The following is a 15,636-nucleotide window of genomic DNA, read 5'->3' as shown; positions in this document are numbered from 1 at the left end:
TCTCCTCGATGTCGGGTCAGGACGGCGAGCCGGCGGGCAGGGGTGCCGACCAGACGTCGGCGATCGACGGGTCGTAGCCGTCACCGGTGTCCCGGAACCGCACCCGCACCACCCCGTCGCGGGTCGCGGCCGGCAGGTCGACGACGAACTGGTAACTGACCGTGCCGGCCCCGCCCGCGGTGCGCCGCCAGGAGCGGGCGTGCGCCACCACCCCGTCGACGACGATCTCGTAGTCCTTCAGCTGCGCCTGGTCGTACGTCTCGACGGCGCGCAGCACGAACGGTTCGCCGGGTGCGACGGCGAGGTCGAACTCGAACCAGCCGTCGGGGTAGCTGACGTTGGTGTAGCGGCGGGTCAGCCCGGCCTCGGTGTTGGTGCCCGAGTGGGTCGAGGCGGTCAGGTGGTGCGCCTGTTCGGAGGCCGCGTCGCCGAGGTCGACGTGGTCGTACGCGCCGGCCGGCGGGTTGGTGAACCGGACCGGGACCGCGAGGGTGCGCCGTTCGGCGTCCGTGCCGCCGGTGGCCATGGTGAGCTCCGCCGGCCCTTCCGTCACCGTCACCGGTGCGGTGACGACGGTCGACACGGTGGTCTCCGCGCCGGGTGCGAGGTCGTACCGGGCGGTCGGCGACGCCACCCGCCAGCCGTCGGGCGCCGTGGTGGTGAGCTGCCCGGTCACCGGCACGGCGGCCCGGTTGCGCAGCACGGCGCCGACGGTGGTCGCGGCGCCGGGAGCCACGGCGGCGGGGGTGGCGGACGCCGACTCGATGACCACGGCCGGTGCCGTGGTCATCGTGCCCGCGACGGGCAGGGTGGCGGCGCCGCCCTGCAGGCGGTAGCTGGCCGAACCGTCGACGACCACGTCGGCCGGCGACTGGCCGACGGGGATGCGCAGGTCGTAGCGGTGGCTGACGGTGGCGCCCGGGGCGACGGTGGTGGGCCGGTCGCCGACCGGGGTCACCGTCCACCCGGCGGGAACGCGCAGGTCGGAGGTCACCCCGGTCATCGGTGCGGTGCCGCCGTTGGCGATCACGACGCTGGCCCGGACGACGTCGCCGGGCAGCCGCTCACCCACCGGCAGGTCCAGCTTGACCACCGCGCCGACCAGGGCCGACGACGCCGCGGAGAGCCGCTGGTCGACCCGGGTGAGCAGGGTGGTGAACCGGTCGGTGTGGGCCGCGGCGACGCGGCCGACGCCGACCTGGGTACACAGCCACCGGTTCAGGTCGGCGGCGGTGGCCAGGGCGTGGTGCACCTCGCCGGCGGCGGCAGCGCTGTCGCCGGCCAGGTACGCGGTCCGCGCCGCGGTCGTCTCGTCGGCGAGCTTCCGCAGCTGGGCCCGCAGGTGCGCGGCCACCGGTCGGCCCAGGTCGTCGGCAAGCTCGTCGGTCAGCGCCGACAGCGCCTGCACCGCGTCGGCGGTGTCGCCCAGGTCGCCCAGCACCCGGTCGACGGCGAAGGAGTAGGCGCCGGAACCGATCTCGTAGACGGCGGTCCCGCCGTCCATCCGGACGAACCGCACGCTGTCGGCCTGGTCCGCCGGCCGGCCGCCCTCGGTCACCGCGTGCCGCCCGGGTGCCGGGATGCGCACGGTCGCGGTGGTGTTCGCCGGGACGGTGACGCGTAGCCGCAGGTCGCCGCGGGCGTCGAGGTTCCAGTCGCTGCCGATCACGCCCTGCGCGTCGCGGTACGACGCCCGGGCCGAGGTGAGGCCGCCGCCCGGCTGGGGCGCGAAGGTGAGGTGGGTGTAGCCGGGATTGCCGGAGTCGGGCTGGATGCCGGCGACGGTCCGGTACATCCAGTCGCCGACGGCGCCGTAGGCGTAGTGGTTGAACGAGTTCATCGACACGTCGCCGAAGCTGCCGTCCGGCATGATCGAGTTCCAGCGCTCCCAGACCGTGGTCGCGCCCTTGGCGATCTCGTAGCCCCACGACGGGTAGGTGTCGTTGAGCAGCAGCCGGTAGGCGACGTCGAGGTGCCCGGTGTCGCTCAGCGCCGGCAGCAGGTCCGGGGTGCCGAGGAAGCCGGTGGACAGGTGCCAGTCGTGCCGGCGGACGTTGTCGACCAGCCGGTCGGCGGCCTTGCCGCGCAGCGGCTCGGGCAGCAGGTCCATGCCGATGGCCAGCACGTACCCGGTCTGGCTGTCGCCCTGGACGGTGCCGTCGGCCGAAACGTACGCGTCGACGAAGGCCTTGCCGATGTCCTTGGCCAGCGCCGCGTAACGGGCCGCGTCGGCGTCCCGGCCGATGGCCGCGGCCATCTCCCCGAGCAGCCGGACGCTGTACGCGTAGTACGCGGTGCCGATGACGCCGGCGGGCGTCGGGTCGTCGAGGTTGAGCCAGTCGAGGTACGGGCCGGCGTTGGTGCGCCGGTTGCCGGCGCTGGTGCTCTGCAGCCAGGCGGCGTACCGCACCATCGACGCGTAGTGCTCCTCGATCACCCGGGTGTCCCCGTAGCGCTGCCAGAGCGTGTACGGCACCGTGATGCCGGAGTCGGCCCAGCCGGTCGCGCCGTCGCCGCAGCAGGCGCGGGGTGCGACGTCGGGGTACGCCCCGTTGGCGGACTGCGCGTCGCGCAGGTCCTGCAGCCACTTGGTGAGGAACGTCAGGCTGTCCATGTTGAACGTCGCGGTCTCGGCGAAGACGTTGATGTCGCCGGTCCAGCCGAGCCGCTCGTCCCGGGCGGGCGTGTCGGTGGGGATGGACAGGAAGTTGCCGCGCTGCCCCCAGGTGATGTTGCTGTGCAACTGGTTCACCATCGCGTTGGAGGTCTCGAACTCGCTGGTCAGCTCCCCGTCGGTGTGCATGACCAGGCCGGTGACGGTGGAGCGGTCGGGGGTGCCCGGGTAGCCGGTCAGCTCGACGTAGCGGAAGCCGTGGAAGGTGAAGGTGGGTTCGTAGACCTCGGCGCCGCCGCCGCGGAGGGTGTAGTGGTCGGTGGCCCGGGCCGACCGCAGGTTGGCGGTGTAGGCGGTGCCGTCGGGGTTGAGCACCTCGGCGTGCCGGATCCGCACGGTGGTGCCGGCGGGCCCGTCGACCTTGAGCCGCACCTTGCCCACCATGTTCTGGCCGAGGTCGAAGATCCAGGTGCCGGGGGTGGGCTGGGTCAGCGCCCGCGCCGGCAGCTCCTGCGCGACCCGCACGGGCGGGTCGACCTGGGCGACGATCGGGCCGGTCGCGCCGGGGGCGTCGACGGTGGCGGCCGACCAGCCGGCGTCGTCGAAGCCGGGCCGGTCCCAGCCGGCCGGCAGCCGGCGCGCGTCGTAGGTCTCGCCGTGGATCAGGTCACTCAGCAGGAACGGCCCGGGCGTGGCGCGCCAGGAGCCGTCGGTGCGCACCGTCTCGGTGCGCCCGTCGGCGTAGTCGACGACCAGTTGTGCGCCCAGGTGCGGGCGGGAGCCGTAGTTGTCGGTGCCGAACCAGGCGATGGTGCCGGAGTACCAGCCGTCGCCAAGCAGGGCGCCGAGCGCGTTGTCGCCCTGGCGGAGCTGGCGGGTCACGTCGTACGTCTGGTACTGCACCCGCTTGCGGTAGTCGGTCCAGCCGGGTGCCAGCTCGTGGTCGCCGACGCGCTGCCCGTTGAGCGACAGTTGGTAGACGCCGAGGGCGGTGGCGTAGATCCGGGCGCGGGCGACCTCCCCGTCGACCCGGAAGCCGCGGCGCAGCAGCGGGTTCGCGTCCAGGGCGGTGAGCATGGCCTCGGTGTTGCCGGTGACCCGCAGCCCGCTCGACGTGGGGGTGCCGCCGCCGAACGGGTTCTCGCCGTCGGTGAGCGCGGCCGCGAAGAGGGTGTCCGCGCCGCTGGTCACGGAGAAGTCGGAGAAGACGCCGGTCTCCGCTCCGTCGGTGCGCAGGCCGACCGAGCCGCCCTGGTGCCGGGTGTCGCGGGTGACGTCGACCTGGGTGCCGTCGACCCAGGTGGTGATGGTGTCGCCGGCCGCCGTGATCCGCAGGGTGTGCGGGGCGGTGAGCTTGTCGGGCGGCACGACCGCGCCGAGCGGCACCTCCTTGAGCACCGTCCAGGCGCCGTTGACCCGCACGTGCGGGCGCAGCTTGGCGGTGCCGCCGGTGCTGGAGAACTGCCACATGTAGGCGTTGGTCGGGCCGTGGGCGCGCAGATAGATCCCGGCCGCGTCGCGCTCCAGGCGCACCGTGGTCTGCACGGTGTAGTCGCGCCACGACTCGGTGGGCGGGGGCAGCCCGATCCAGTCGGCCCGCCAGCCCTCGGCGCCCCGCAAGCCGGTCTCCCACGAGGCCGGGGCGCTCCACCCGGAGGCGCGGCCCGCGGTGTCCCACACCCGGACCTGCCAGCGGTAGCGGGTGCGGGGTTGCAGTGCCGGGCCGGTGTACGGGACGAGGGTGCTGCGCCGGGACGTCACGCGGCCGCTGTCCCAGACGTCGGCGTCGTCGAGGCGGGCCTGGCTGGTGGCGACGCGGACCTGGTACGACTCCTGGAGCACGCCCCGGGCGGCGGATTCGATCCGCCACCCGAGGCGGGGCTGCGCCACGTCGAGCCCGATCGGGTCGGTCGCCCGCTCAGTGGTCAGGCCGGTCACCGTGAGCTGGGGAGCCTCCGGTGCGGCGGCGGCCGGGGCCGCCGTCACCACCGCCGGCGTCAGCCCGAGGAGCAGTGCGACGACCGCGGAGAGCACGGGTCGGCGCCGCTTCGTGAGCTTCATGGTCCAAACCCTTCTGTGCGGCGGTCCGCACCGACTTTCGTGGGCGACGTCCGGGCCGATGGGCGCCGGACGGGTGATCAGCGGGGCTGGGCGGCCGAGTCGGCGACCGGGTGGAAGCTGGACCGGCCGGAGCCCACCTCGAACACGGCCCGGCCGTTCTCGATCCCGATGAAGGTGGCCTTGCTCGGACCGGCGGCCCGGTAGGACCGACCCTCGGTGACCGGTAGGGCCACCCGGGCGGTGACGTTGACCGGCACCTCGAGGTCGACCAGCAGGCCGGCGCCGGTGCGCCGCCAGTCGAGGCGCACCGGCCCGCGCTGGGTGGGCACGACACCGGACGCGTGGTCGAGCCCGACGGCGGGCGGCGCCACGTCCACCACGGCGGCGCCCGGGGCGGCGGTGCGGACGCCGAGCAGGGTCTCCTGCACGTCGACCACGGCCTGCGCGCCCCAGCCGTGGGACTGGCTGAAGTTGGTGCCCGGGTCGAGGGTCCAGGCCTCCCAGGTGAAGCTGCCGCCCTGGGCGAGGATGTTCGCCCAGCCCAGGTCGTCGGGGCTGGTCAGCAGCCGCAGCACCGCTTCGGGCCGGCCGGCGTCGGCGAGCGCGGCCAGCAGCCAGTGTGCGGTCATCGGCCCCTGCTTCATGCCCATGGCCGTGAGGTGGTCGGCGAGCGCCGGCAGGTCGGCCTGCGGGGCCACGCCGTGGGCGATCGCGTACGAGGTGGCGTGCTGGCCGGCGTGACCGCTCTGCGCGCCGGTGGCCGACAGCCCGTCGACGTAGTTGCCGTCGGCGCGGCGCAGCTTGGCGTTCATCGTCGCGGCGAGGTCGGCGGCCCGGCTGTCGTAGGAGGTGACCTCCGCGGCGGGGCGGCCGAGCGCCTCGGCCATCCGGGCGGTCGTTCGCAGCACGTCGACACCCTGGGCGTTGATGGTGGTGCGGGCGGCGGCGGACATGTCGTACCCGAACCGGCCGGGCTCCGGCCAGTCGACGATGCCGTAGCGGTAGGCGCCGCTGCCGCCGGCCAGTTCGGTGACCAGGCCGGCCGTCGGGCCGGTGGCCGGGATGTGGCGCAGCACGTAGTCGGCGGTGTCCCGGATCGCCGGGTACGCCTCGGCCAGCAGCGCCCGGTCGCCGGTCTCGGTCCAGTACCGCCACACCCAGTCGACGAACATCAGGGAGTAGTCGGGGATGTCCCGCTTGCCGTCGCCGTTGGGGTAGACGGCGTTGTACCGCCCCCGGTCGTTGCCGGCGTTCCAGTAGCGGGCGGCGGAGCGGAGGAACTCGCGGATGGCCTGCTGGGTGGCGTCACGCTCACCGAAGGCACCCATCGTGGCGTAGGAGATGTTGGCGGCGTCGCCGAGGAACTGGCCCTTCTCCCGCGTGGGCGTGTCGACGAACGCCTCCTGCACGGAGTAGAGCGCGGAGCGCTTCATCATCGTCCACACCGCGTCGAGGGTGGCGTCCGAGCTGGCGAAGCTGGCCTCTCGGCCGGCGGGGACGTCGCTGTGCACCACCACGGCGGAGATGTCGTCGAGCGCGATCTCCTCACCCGCGTCGGGGATCTCCAGGTAGCGGAAGCCGAGGTGGGTGAAGGCGCGGAACTGCTGCGGGCCGTCCTTCTGCAGGTAGGGGAAGCTCATGTTGGTGCCCTGCGACTGCAGGGTCGACGTGGCGACCCGGCCGGTGTCGGTGAGGGTGTAGCCGGCGCGCACGGTCACTGTGCGACCGGCCACGCCGGCGTCGAACCGTACGGCGGGGCGGGCCGGGATGACCACCCCGAAGTCGGCGACCACCGTGCCGTCATCGGCGGTACGCAGCGCCACCGGAGCGACCGTGGTCTCGGCCAGCCGGGTCTCCTGCCCGATCAGGCGCGGGTACGCCGCGTTCGGGTGCGCGCCGACCACCTCGGCGGCCGTGAACGGCGCGACGCTGTCGTCGTAGCCGGGCCGCGTCCAGCCGGTCACCTCGGCGCGGCCGTCCTGCCGCTCGACCCGGTCGCCCTCGCCGTTGCGACGCTCGGCGTTCACGACGAACTGGGTGTCCCGAGCGACCCGCCACGATCCGTCGGTGACGAACACCTCCCGGGTCCCGTCCGCGTGCTCGACCACCAGCTTCATCAGCAGGCCCCGGGCGCCGGCGGGGCGGCCCTGGCCGCTGCCGTACCAGTGGTAGCGCACCCCGATGGCCAGCGGCTCGCCGGCGGTCACCAGGTCGGTGACGTCGGCGGCCTGGTAGTAGTCCTCGCCCGGGTAGCCGAAGGAGGTGCCCCGGTCGGCGCGGGTGCCGTTGAGGTAGAGCTCGTAGGTGTGGTCGGCGGCGGTGTAGGAGCGGGCCCGGACCACCGGGCTGGCGCTGGGGCGCACCTCGGTGCGGGCCAGGGTGTAGTCGTCGGCCTCGGTGGTGGTGCGGCGGATCCAGGCGGCGCCCTCCCACTGGGTGTCGGAGATGCCGGTCTCGAAGGCGCCGGTGCCGGGCGGGGACTGCTGGTCGGTGCGGTCCCAGGTGCGCACCGACCACTGGTACGCCGCGCCGGCGCGCAGGGCGGGCCCGCCGTAGGGCACGTAGGACTGCTGGTCCGAGGCGACCTTGCCGGAGTCCCACACCAGGTCGCCGCCGGACTCGCTGACGGTGATCCGGTAGGCCGTCTGCGTCTCCCCCGGGTCGGCGTCCTGTGGCAGCCATCCGAAGCGCGGGCTGCCCTCGACGTTGAGCGGGCGGGCCCGGTCGTCGACCGCCAGCGCGGCCGGTGCGCCCGGGGCGTGACCTCGGGCGGCCGAGGCCGGTGGGGCCCCGGCGACGACCGTGGCGACGGCGGTCGCCGCCGCCAGGGTCAACGCCGTCCGGCGCCTGGCGAGCAGCGGGGATCCGGGAGTCTGAGGTGTCACGCCTGCCTCCGCCCATGAATCGTTTCAGGCAGGCTACGTGCTCGTGTCCGTCCTGTGAAGACATCCACGATGGCCGGATCCGGCCATCCAGCAGGTCCAGCGACGCCTCGCGCAAGCCAGTTCCATTGAATCGTTCGCAAGCGCTGATCGCGGAACTCGCGCGCAGATCCGGCTGAGCGGAAGCCAGGCGTGTGGTGCTGCCTCATGCCCGCCGGCGGCACCCCCGTTGAGGCAGCACCGTCACGCGCTGCCGCTGGTGCCCCGTCGGACTACGGGCCGGTGACCTCCTTGGCGGCGCGCTCGCCGGACTCGACCGCCCCGTTGAGGTAGCCGAAGTACTCGATCGAGGTGTGCTCGCCGGCGAAGTGGACGTTGCCCTCGCGGGCGGCCTCGATGCCGAAGAAGCGGGTGTACTGGCCCGGCTTGAGGCTCGAGTAGGCGCCCTTCGACCAGGGGTTGAGCGGCCAGGCGTCCCGGTACGCCTTGCCGTTGTAGGCGGCGGTGATGCCCGGGTAGATGGGTTCCAGCTGGGTCAGGAACGACGTGACCTCGGCGGCCGGTGCCGCGCCGAACGGCGCTCCCGTCCACACCTTCGTCTGGCTGCCGCCCGGGAACTCGCACAGCACGCCGGTGGTGGTCGCCTGGTTGACCGCGTCGTCCCAGGCGCACTGGAATCCGGTGACGTTGGTGTAGGTGGCGCCGCCGTAGCCCTGCGCCACCCAGGGCCGCCTGGTGAACTGGACGTGGATCTTCGCGTTGCTGCCCAGGTCGAACTCGTTGATCGAGCGCATCTTGACCGTCGAGAACCCGGCCCTGGACAGGTCGCACTCGCGCAGCATGGTGAAGGGCAGGGCGAGGATGACCTTGTCGGAGGTCACGTCGACGTACCTGTTGCCGGCCTGGAAGGTGCAGGTCACCGACCCGTTGGTGTTCGCCTTGACCGCCACCAGTCTGCGGTCCAGCGTCACGGTGCCGGCCGGCAGCTGGCCGACCATGGCGGTCAGCAGCTGGTCGTTGCCGCCGATGATGGTGTACTTCTCGTCGCCCCCAGTCAGCGGGTTCAGCGAGTTCTGCGAGTTCCAGGCGAGCAGGTAGATGAGGTTGAGCGCGGACTGCTGGTCCGGGTCCATGCCGTACTCGGCGACGACGTTGCTCTGCATGAGCTTGGCGAAGCGGCTGGAGAGGCCACCCGGGATGTTGGCGTCCAGCCACTGGTTGACCGTCTGGTTGTCCAGCGCCAGCCCGGTCGCCGTGTAGCTGTCGTACCGCTGCGGCCACGGCGCCGCCTGCTGTGCCGCCTTGAACGCCTGGTAGACCTGACCCCAGTCGGTGTTCGCCGCGCTGTAGGGGTAGTCCGCTCCGTCGATCCAGTACTTGTCCCCGCCGGGTGGCTGGTTGCCGCCACCCACGTCCCGGAGGCTGAGTCCGAGGCTGTTGGCGAGGTTGCGGATCGTGTTGTGCTCGGTGTTGATGAATGCCCCGCCGTGCTCGACGACGACGCCGCCGTCGAAGAAGTTCCGCAGGGTGTAGCAGCGGCCGCCGATCCGGGAGCTGCCCTCGTAGACGGCGGCCCGGATCCCCTTGACCTTGTAGAGCCAGTGGGCCGCGCGGATGCCGGCGAGACCCGCTCCCACGATGGTCACCGACGGTGGCGCGGCGGGTGCGGCGGCCGCGCTGGCGGGGCGGGGCAGGCCGGCCGCCCCGGCGACGGCGGCGGCCCCGACGGCGGCGGCGCCGCCGAGCAGCTTGCGGCGGGACAGCCCCGCGGCCTGCATCTCGATGACTTCGTCGACCGGGATGCCGGTCCGTTCGGATTCGGCGTGCGCGGCGAGCGTGGCACGCAGGCGGCTGGTGAGTGGTGTTCGACCTCTGGATCTCATGACTGACCTCCGGTCGCGAACGCCTGAGCTGGCGTGCCCGACATTTAAAGCAGGATTCAGTTAGACAGTCAAGAAGTTCACTGGCCTGGAACACCGCAGCCCGTTGGAGCTGATCTCACTTTCAGGAGTCGGCCCACCACCGGGCGGCCACCAGCTCGGCGACCAGCGTCTCGGTGAGCAGGCGTACGGCGGGCTCCTCGTCGCCGCGATAGCGGACCGTCGCCGCGGCACCGGTCACCTCGGCGCCGACGGCGAGCACCGTGGCTGCCCGCTGCCGCAGCCAGTCCAGCGCCGGCGCGTCGTAGCGGGAGCCGGGAAAGAGCAGGGCGCGGTAGTCGAGTGTCTTGGTGAGGTAGACGTCGACGTGCGACCAGTCCCCCGTCTCGCATCCGTCGGCGGGACGGCGGGGACCCTCGCGGACCATCAACGCCGACTGCATCGCCGACGAGAGCCGCTCGGCCGGCGCGAGGGTGTAGACGCCGTGCGGGCCGTCCAGGACTTCGGCGGCCACGGGCAGCCATTCGTCCCGGCGGGTCAGCAGATCCTCGGTGGCGTCCGCGGCGCGCCGGGCCAGGCCCGCGATGTCCTGCCGGCGGTCGCCCGGGATGTCCCGTTGCGCGGCCAGTCGGGCCACCAGATCCAGCAGCAGCACCAGGGTGTGTTGGAAACTCCGGCAGGCCACCCCGCCGGCCTCGACGCCGGCGTGCATCGGCACGACGAGGTCGGCCACCTTCGCCAGCGGCGAGTCCGGCACGTTGGTCAGCGCGACGAGTGGGGCCGCCCCCTGGTAGCGGCTGGTGGCGTCGAGGGTCTCCTGGCTGGTCCCGGTGGCGGAGATGGCGACCACCAGGGTCCGCGGCCCGGGCGGACAGCCGGTGGCGGCCGAGGCGTACTCGGCGACCGCGTCGACACCCGCGGCACGCAGCCGCAGTGCGGCCATCTCGGCCGCGTAGCGGGAACTGCCCATCCCGAGCAGGAGGACCCGCTCGACCCGGTCGGGCAGCCCGTGCCACGGGTCGCCGTCGGTGAGCGTCGCGGCCAGGCGGCGCAGCGACTCCGGCTTGGCTTCCAGGTCGGCCAGGAACAGGCGGGGGTCCACGGTTTCTCCTCGGGTCAGTCGTACCAGCTGCGCAGGACGCCCATCGGGGCGTACCGCCAGCGGGGCAGGAAACGGGCGGCGTAGCACAGTTCGCGGCACTCCTGCTCGACCTCGAACGGTCGCAGCAGCCGCTCGTCGAACAGGTGCGCCATGCCGCGACCGTGCAGGGTGCGGAGGTAGGCCGCGAGCAGGTCGTCGACGCCGCGCCGGCACCAGTCGGCGACGGCGGGCCGGTGCCGGCCCTCGGTCCGCCGGTTGGCGATCTGGCCGACGTGCAGCAGGCTGGTACGCAGCTGCGCCACGTCCCGCGCGGCCGGTTCGGTGAGGATGCCGCCGGCGGGTGCCGCGAGGGTCGGGTTGCCGTCGAAGTCGGTCACCGCGAGGCCGTCACGCCAGCGCAGCACCTGTCCCACGTGCAGGTCGCCGTGCGGTTGGATGACGTACGCCCGGTCCACCTCGCGGGACCGCCAGATGTCGGCGGCGAGCCGGGGCATCCGGGCGGTGAACCACCGGGCGTCCTCGTCGTCCGCCGCGGCGACGAGCCGGCGTGCCTGGTCGAGGACGGCCAGGCCGTCGGCCGCCCAGTCCCGGTGGCTGACCGCCACGGGTGCCGGGATGGTCTCGGACGGGGTGGCCAGGGCGCAGTGCAGTTCGGCGGCCAGCACCCCGAGGTCGCCGGCCAGGTCGGCGGGCGGTCCCCCGTCGAGCTGGTGGAGCAGGGCGTCGACGCACCAGTCCCACCCGTCGGCGGCGTCCGGCAGGAAGCCGGTCACGACCGCCGCCAGGCCGCCGTCCGGCTCGTCCCGGTAGACGGCCGCGTACGGGGTGGGCATACGGGTGAAGTTTGCGGCCACCAGGTGGGCGAGCAGGTCGGGAGCCCGGTCGGGCGCCTCAGCGGGACGCATCCACTTGACCACGACGCGTTCGCCCACCACGACCGAGGTGTTGGTCTGGTCGACGGTGATCAGTCGTTCCCCGAGGGGACCTCGGGCGAGCGGGACGAAGCGACGCATCCGTAGGCCGGTGATCGCGCCTCCGGTGGCGAGGGCCTCGACGAGCGCGGCGGAGGCACCGGGCGGCACTCGGGCGTGTGTTGAATCCAAGTTCAGTTTCCGGCGTAAAAAGTCGGCTACAAAAGGCGGCACGAGTCTTGCGTACGTTGACTTGCATTGCAACACTCCGGTGCACTGTCTCGACTCTCGACGGGAGTGCCGAGTGTTGCCGTTCAGAAGTGCCCGGCGTACCGCCGTTTCGGCCGCCCTCGCGGCGGGCCTCATGCTCGCCGTGGCGGCGTGCGGCGGTGGCTCCGACAACGCCGGCGCCGCCGGCCCGGATGCCCTCGACCCGAACGCGGACCTGAGCAAGCAGAAGCTCACGGTCTCCAACTGGGACGGCTACATGCCGGAGGATCTTCCCGAGAAGTTCAAGACGGCGAAGGGTCCGGCGGTCACCGTCACCAAGCACGCCACCAACGAAGAGATCATGGCGAAGCTGACCGCGGGCGCGGACAGCGGCATCGACGTCGCGTTCGTCTCCGGACAATTCGCCCAGGCGCTGGCCGAGCAGGGCCTGCTCGAGCCGATCCACACCGATCTCGTGCCCAACCTCAAGAACCTCTACCCGGAGGCCGGCCAACTGGCGTACGACAAGGGCAACAAGTTCTCCGTGCCGTACACCTGGGGCACGACCGGCCTGTGCTACCGCACCGACCTGACCGGCTACACCCCCGACAGCTGGGACGACCTGCTCTCACCCAGGCCGCAGCTGGCCAAGAAGGTGACCATGATGGCCACCGAACGGTGGCTCATGCTGCCGGCCCAGAAGGTGCTCGGCTTCTCGGCGAACACCACCGACGCCGAGCAGCTGGAGCAGGTGAAGCAGAAGCTGCTCACCGCGAAGAAGACGTTGCTGGCCTACGACGACACCACCTTCGGCGACCGGCTCAAGTCCGGCGAGGCCGCCCTGGTCGAGGCGTGGGACGGCTGGTGCCCCACCGACGACCCGAAGATCAAGTTCGTGGTGCCCAAGGAGGGCAGCGACCTCTGGGTGGACACCATGGTGGTCTTGAAGACGTCGAAGAACAAGGAGGCGGCGCACGCCTTCATCAACTACATCCTCGACCCGGGCAACCACTCCTGGGCCGTCGAGAACATCCTCTACAAGGTGCCGAACGCCGCGGCCATGGCCAAGGTCGACGCCAAGCTGCTGGACACCCACCCGGAGCTCAAGACGCCCCCGGCCGAGTTGCTCAAGGGCGAGGTTCCGGTCGACCTGGGTGACGCCGCGCCGGCGTACACCCGGATCGCGACCGAGGTGTCGGCCAGCAAGTGAGCTCAACTCTCACCCCCCAGCGCGCCGCCCGCACGGACATCGGTCCGCGCGGGCGGCGCGCCGCCCGACGGGAGCGCCTCGCCGGGCGGCTGGCCACCCTCGGACCCGGGCTGGGCTACCTGGTGGTCTTCCTGCTCGTGCCGCTCGCGCTCGTGCTCAGCTACACGCTGTTCCACCGGGGCCGCTTCGGCGGGATCGTGCACGAGGCCTCGACGGACAACTTCACCCGGGTCGCCGACGGCCTCTACCTGGGCGTCATCTGGACCTCGGTGAAGCTGGCCGGGCTCACCACACTGCTCGCGCTGCTGCTCGGCTATCCGACCGCGTACCTCATCGCCCGGCTCCCCCGCCGCTGGCGCACGGTGGCGCTCGTCCTCGTGGTCCTGCCGTTCTGGACCAACTTCCTCATCCGCACCTACGCGTGGATCATCCTGCTCAACAGCGAGGGCGTGATCAACCGGATGCTGACCGGGATCGGGGCGATCGACCGGCCGTTGGAGCTGCTCTACACCCCCGGCGCCGTCGTCGGCGGCCTGCTCTACGCCTACCTGCCACTGATGGTCCTGCCGCTGTACTCGGCTATCGAACGGCTCGACCCCCAGCTCCGCGAGGCGTCGGCCAACCTGGGCGCCCGGCCGGCCCGGACCTTCTGGTCGGTGACCCTGCCGCTCACCCTGCCCGGTGTGCTGACCGGCTGTGTGTTCGTGTTCGTGCCCAGCCTGGGCAACTTCGTCGTCCCCGAGCTGCTCGGCGGCGGTCGCACAGTGATGGTCGGCAACCTCATCCGCGACCAGTTCCTGAAGGCGCGGGACTGGCCGTTCGGCTCGACCCTGGCGCTCGTCGTGATCGCCCTGCTCGTCCTGCTGCTCATGGTCCAGGCGTGGGCGGCGCGACGGCTGGCAGGTGGCAACCGTGCGTAAATTCAGCTGGCTGTACGTCCCGGCGGGCATGACGTACCTCTTCCTCTACCTGCCGATCGTGGTCCTCGTGGTCATGTCGTTCAACGCCGCCGAAACCCCGTACCGGTGGGACGGATTCGACACCGCCTGGTACGGGCGCCTGTTCGACGACCGGGCGGTGCGCGAGGGACTGATCAACACGCTGGTCGTCGCGGCCGGCGCCACCGCGCTGTCCACGGTCCTCGGTACCCTGCTCGCGGTCGGCCTCGCCCGGCACACGCGGTCGAAGCTGCTCGACGCGATCGCCGTGGCGCCGGCGGTGCTGCCCGACATCGTGCTCGCCATCGGGCTGCTCGCGTTCTACACCGCCGTTCAGTTCACGCTCGGCCTGCACTCGATCCTGCTGGCGCACACGGTGTTCGGCACGGCCTTCGTCGCGGCGGTGGTCCGCACCCGGCTGGCCCACGTCGACGGGTCCCTGGAGGAAGCCTCCCGTGACCTGGGCGCCACGGCGGTCCAGACCTTCGTCCGGATCACGCTGCCGTCGCTCGCCCCGGGCATCATCGCCGGTGCGCTGCTGGCCTTCTCCCTGTCCATCGACGAGTTCGTCATCGCCTTCTTCACCGCCGGCCCGCAGGACCCGACGCTGCCCATCGTGATCTATTCGATGGTGCGTTTCGGCGTCACCCCCGAAATCAACGCCCTGGCCACGCTGCTGCTGGCGGTCAGCTTCACGTTCGTCATCGCGGCCCAGCGCCTGTCCCGCCTCACGGAGTCCCTATGAGCGAGCATCGTGGTGCGCCAGCCGGCGAACCCCTGGTCAGCATCCAGGGTGTCAGCCGCCGCTTCGGCGACGTCCGCGCCCTGGAGCAGGTCAGTCTCGAGATCCGCCAGGGCGAGTTCTTCGCCCTGCTCGGCCCGAGCGGCTGCGGCAAGACGACCCTGCTGCGGATCCTCGCCGGCTTCGAGCACCCGGACAGCGGCTCGGTGACCCTCGACGGCGCCGACCTGCTCGCCGTGGCGCCGCACCGGCGGCCGGTCAACCTGATGTTCCAGTCCTACGCGCTGTTCCCGCACATGAGCGTGGCAAAGAACATCGCGTACGGGCTGGAGCGCGAAGGAGTGCCGAGGCGGGAGATCCGCGAGCGGGTGGACGAGGTGCTCGCCACCGTCGGCCTCACCGGACTGGCCCGCCGTCGCCCGCACCAGCTCTCCGGCGGCCAGCGGCAGCGCGTCGCACTGGCCCGGGCGATCGTGAAGCGGCCCCGGCTGCTGCTGCTCGACGAGCCCCTGTCGGCGCTGGACAAGAAGGTACGCGCCGAGATGCAGCTGGAACTCAAGCGGTTGCAGCACGAGGTGGGCATCACCTTCGTGGTCGTCACCCACGACCAGGAGGAGGCGATGTCGCTGGCCGACCGGATCGCCGTGATGAGCGAGGGCCGGGTGCGCCAGATCGACGCGCCGGTGCCCCTGTACGAGCGGCCCGCCGACCTGTTCGTGGCGGACTTCATCGGGGCCAACAATCTGATCACCGGCGTGGTCACCACCGACGGGCTGCGGGTGCCGGACGTCGGGGTGCTGCCCTGCCCCGCCGCCCCGGACGCCGTCGGGGCCACCGCGACCCTGGCGGTGCGTCCCGAGCGGGTGCGGCTGGGTGCCGACGGCGGCCTGGTCGGGGTGGTGCGCGACGTGACCTTCTTCGGTGGCACCACGCGGGTGGCGGTGGACGTGACCGGGCTCGACCGGCCGCTGCTGGCCACGGTCGCCGGCGCCGCCGCAGTGGGACTCGGCGACAAGACCCGGGTGGACTGGTCGGGCACCGACGCCGTGCTGCTCGACCGGGCCTGACCGCCGGGCGCCATGCCGT

The 15,636-nt window shown here is 72.4% G+C and carries 9 protein-coding genes; 4 read left to right on the top strand and 5 right to left on the bottom strand.

Features of this window, described 5'->3' with window-relative positions; translation table 11 throughout:
• Positions 1–16 precede the first annotated feature (16 nt).
• The 5 genes from ACGF4F_RS04190 to ACGF4F_RS04170 form a co-directional block, all read right to left on the bottom strand.
• Positions 17–4,675: a family 78 glycoside hydrolase catalytic domain gene (locus tag ACGF4F_RS04190; protein WP_393074663.1), complete on the bottom strand. Its 4,659-nt coding sequence runs from the start codon at positions 4,673–4,675 to the stop codon at positions 17–19.
• A gap of 77 nt (positions 4,676–4,752) precedes the next feature.
• Positions 4,753–7,560: a family 78 glycoside hydrolase catalytic domain gene (locus ACGF4F_RS04185; protein WP_357436334.1), complete on the bottom strand. Its 2,808-nt coding sequence runs from the start codon at positions 7,558–7,560 to the stop codon at positions 4,753–4,755.
• Between the two features lie 269 nt (positions 7,561–7,829).
• Positions 7,830–9,440 (bottom strand): FAD-dependent oxidoreductase, encoded by a 1,611-nt coding sequence (locus ACGF4F_RS04180; protein WP_357436332.1) that lies wholly within the window; start codon positions 9,438–9,440, stop codon positions 7,830–7,832.
• Between the two features lie 121 nt (positions 9,441–9,561).
• Positions 9,562–10,539, bottom strand: a complete 978-nt coding sequence (locus ACGF4F_RS04175) for an SIS domain-containing protein (RefSeq protein WP_357436330.1) — start codon at positions 10,537–10,539, stop codon at positions 9,562–9,564.
• Positions 10,540–10,553: 14 nt separating this feature from the next.
• The gene (locus ACGF4F_RS04170) at positions 10,554–11,642 is read right to left on the bottom strand and encodes a hypothetical protein (RefSeq protein WP_393074659.1); all 1,089 of its coding nucleotides are present in this window, start codon (positions 11,640–11,642) and stop codon (positions 10,554–10,556) included.
• A gap of 112 nt (positions 11,643–11,754) precedes the next feature.
• On the opposite strand from ACGF4F_RS04170, the gene ACGF4F_RS04165 reads away from it, so the two are divergent.
• The 4 genes from ACGF4F_RS04165 to ACGF4F_RS04150 are packed head-to-tail and all read left to right on the top strand — an operon-like array spanning position 11,755 to position 15,617.
• Positions 11,755–12,870 carry a spermidine/putrescine ABC transporter substrate-binding protein gene (locus ACGF4F_RS04165; protein ID WP_393074656.1) on the top strand — a complete coding sequence of 372 codons (1,116 nt, stop codon included), beginning with the start codon at positions 11,755–11,757 and terminating at the stop codon, positions 12,868–12,870.
• On the top strand, positions 12,867–13,790 hold the full coding sequence (locus ACGF4F_RS04160; protein ID WP_393074653.1) for an ABC transporter permease: 924 nt from the start codon (positions 12,867–12,869) through the stop codon (positions 13,788–13,790). The genes ACGF4F_RS04165 and ACGF4F_RS04160 overlap by 4 nt, the downstream gene beginning before the upstream one ends.
• Positions 13,783–14,553, top strand: a complete 771-nt coding sequence (locus ACGF4F_RS04155; protein ID WP_357436324.1) for an ABC transporter permease — start codon at positions 13,783–13,785, stop codon at positions 14,551–14,553. The genes ACGF4F_RS04160 and ACGF4F_RS04155 overlap by 8 nt, the downstream gene beginning before the upstream one ends.
• A complete protein-coding gene (locus tag ACGF4F_RS04150; protein ID WP_393074650.1) occupies positions 14,550–15,617 on the top strand; it encodes an ABC transporter ATP-binding protein in 1,068 nt (355 codons plus the stop codon). The genes ACGF4F_RS04155 and ACGF4F_RS04150 overlap by 4 nt, the downstream gene beginning before the upstream one ends.
• Positions 15,618–15,636: the final 19 nt, after the last annotated feature.

It is taken from the genome of Micromonospora sp. NPDC047740 (assembly GCF_043204735.1).
Taxonomy (GTDB): Bacteria; Actinomycetota; Actinomycetes; order Mycobacteriales; family Micromonosporaceae; genus Micromonospora.
The sequence above is the reverse complement of the archived record's forward strand: the minus strand, read 5'-3'. Positions and strand labels throughout refer to the sequence as shown.

What these genes read in the sequence shown, in the direction of transcription:
- ACGF4F_RS04190 (WP_393074663.1), bottom strand. Translation starts at nt 4,675, where the DNA reads ATGAAGCTCACGAAGCGGCGCCGACCCGTGCTCTCCGCGGTCGTCGCA.
- ACGF4F_RS04180 (WP_357436332.1), bottom strand. Translation starts at nt 9,440, where the DNA reads ATGAGATCCAGAGGTCGAACACCACTCACCAGCCGCCTGCGTGCCACG.
- ACGF4F_RS04150 (WP_393074650.1), top strand. Translation starts at nt 14,550, where the DNA reads ATGAGCGAGCATCGTGGTGCGCCAGCCGGCGAACCCCTGGTCAGCATC.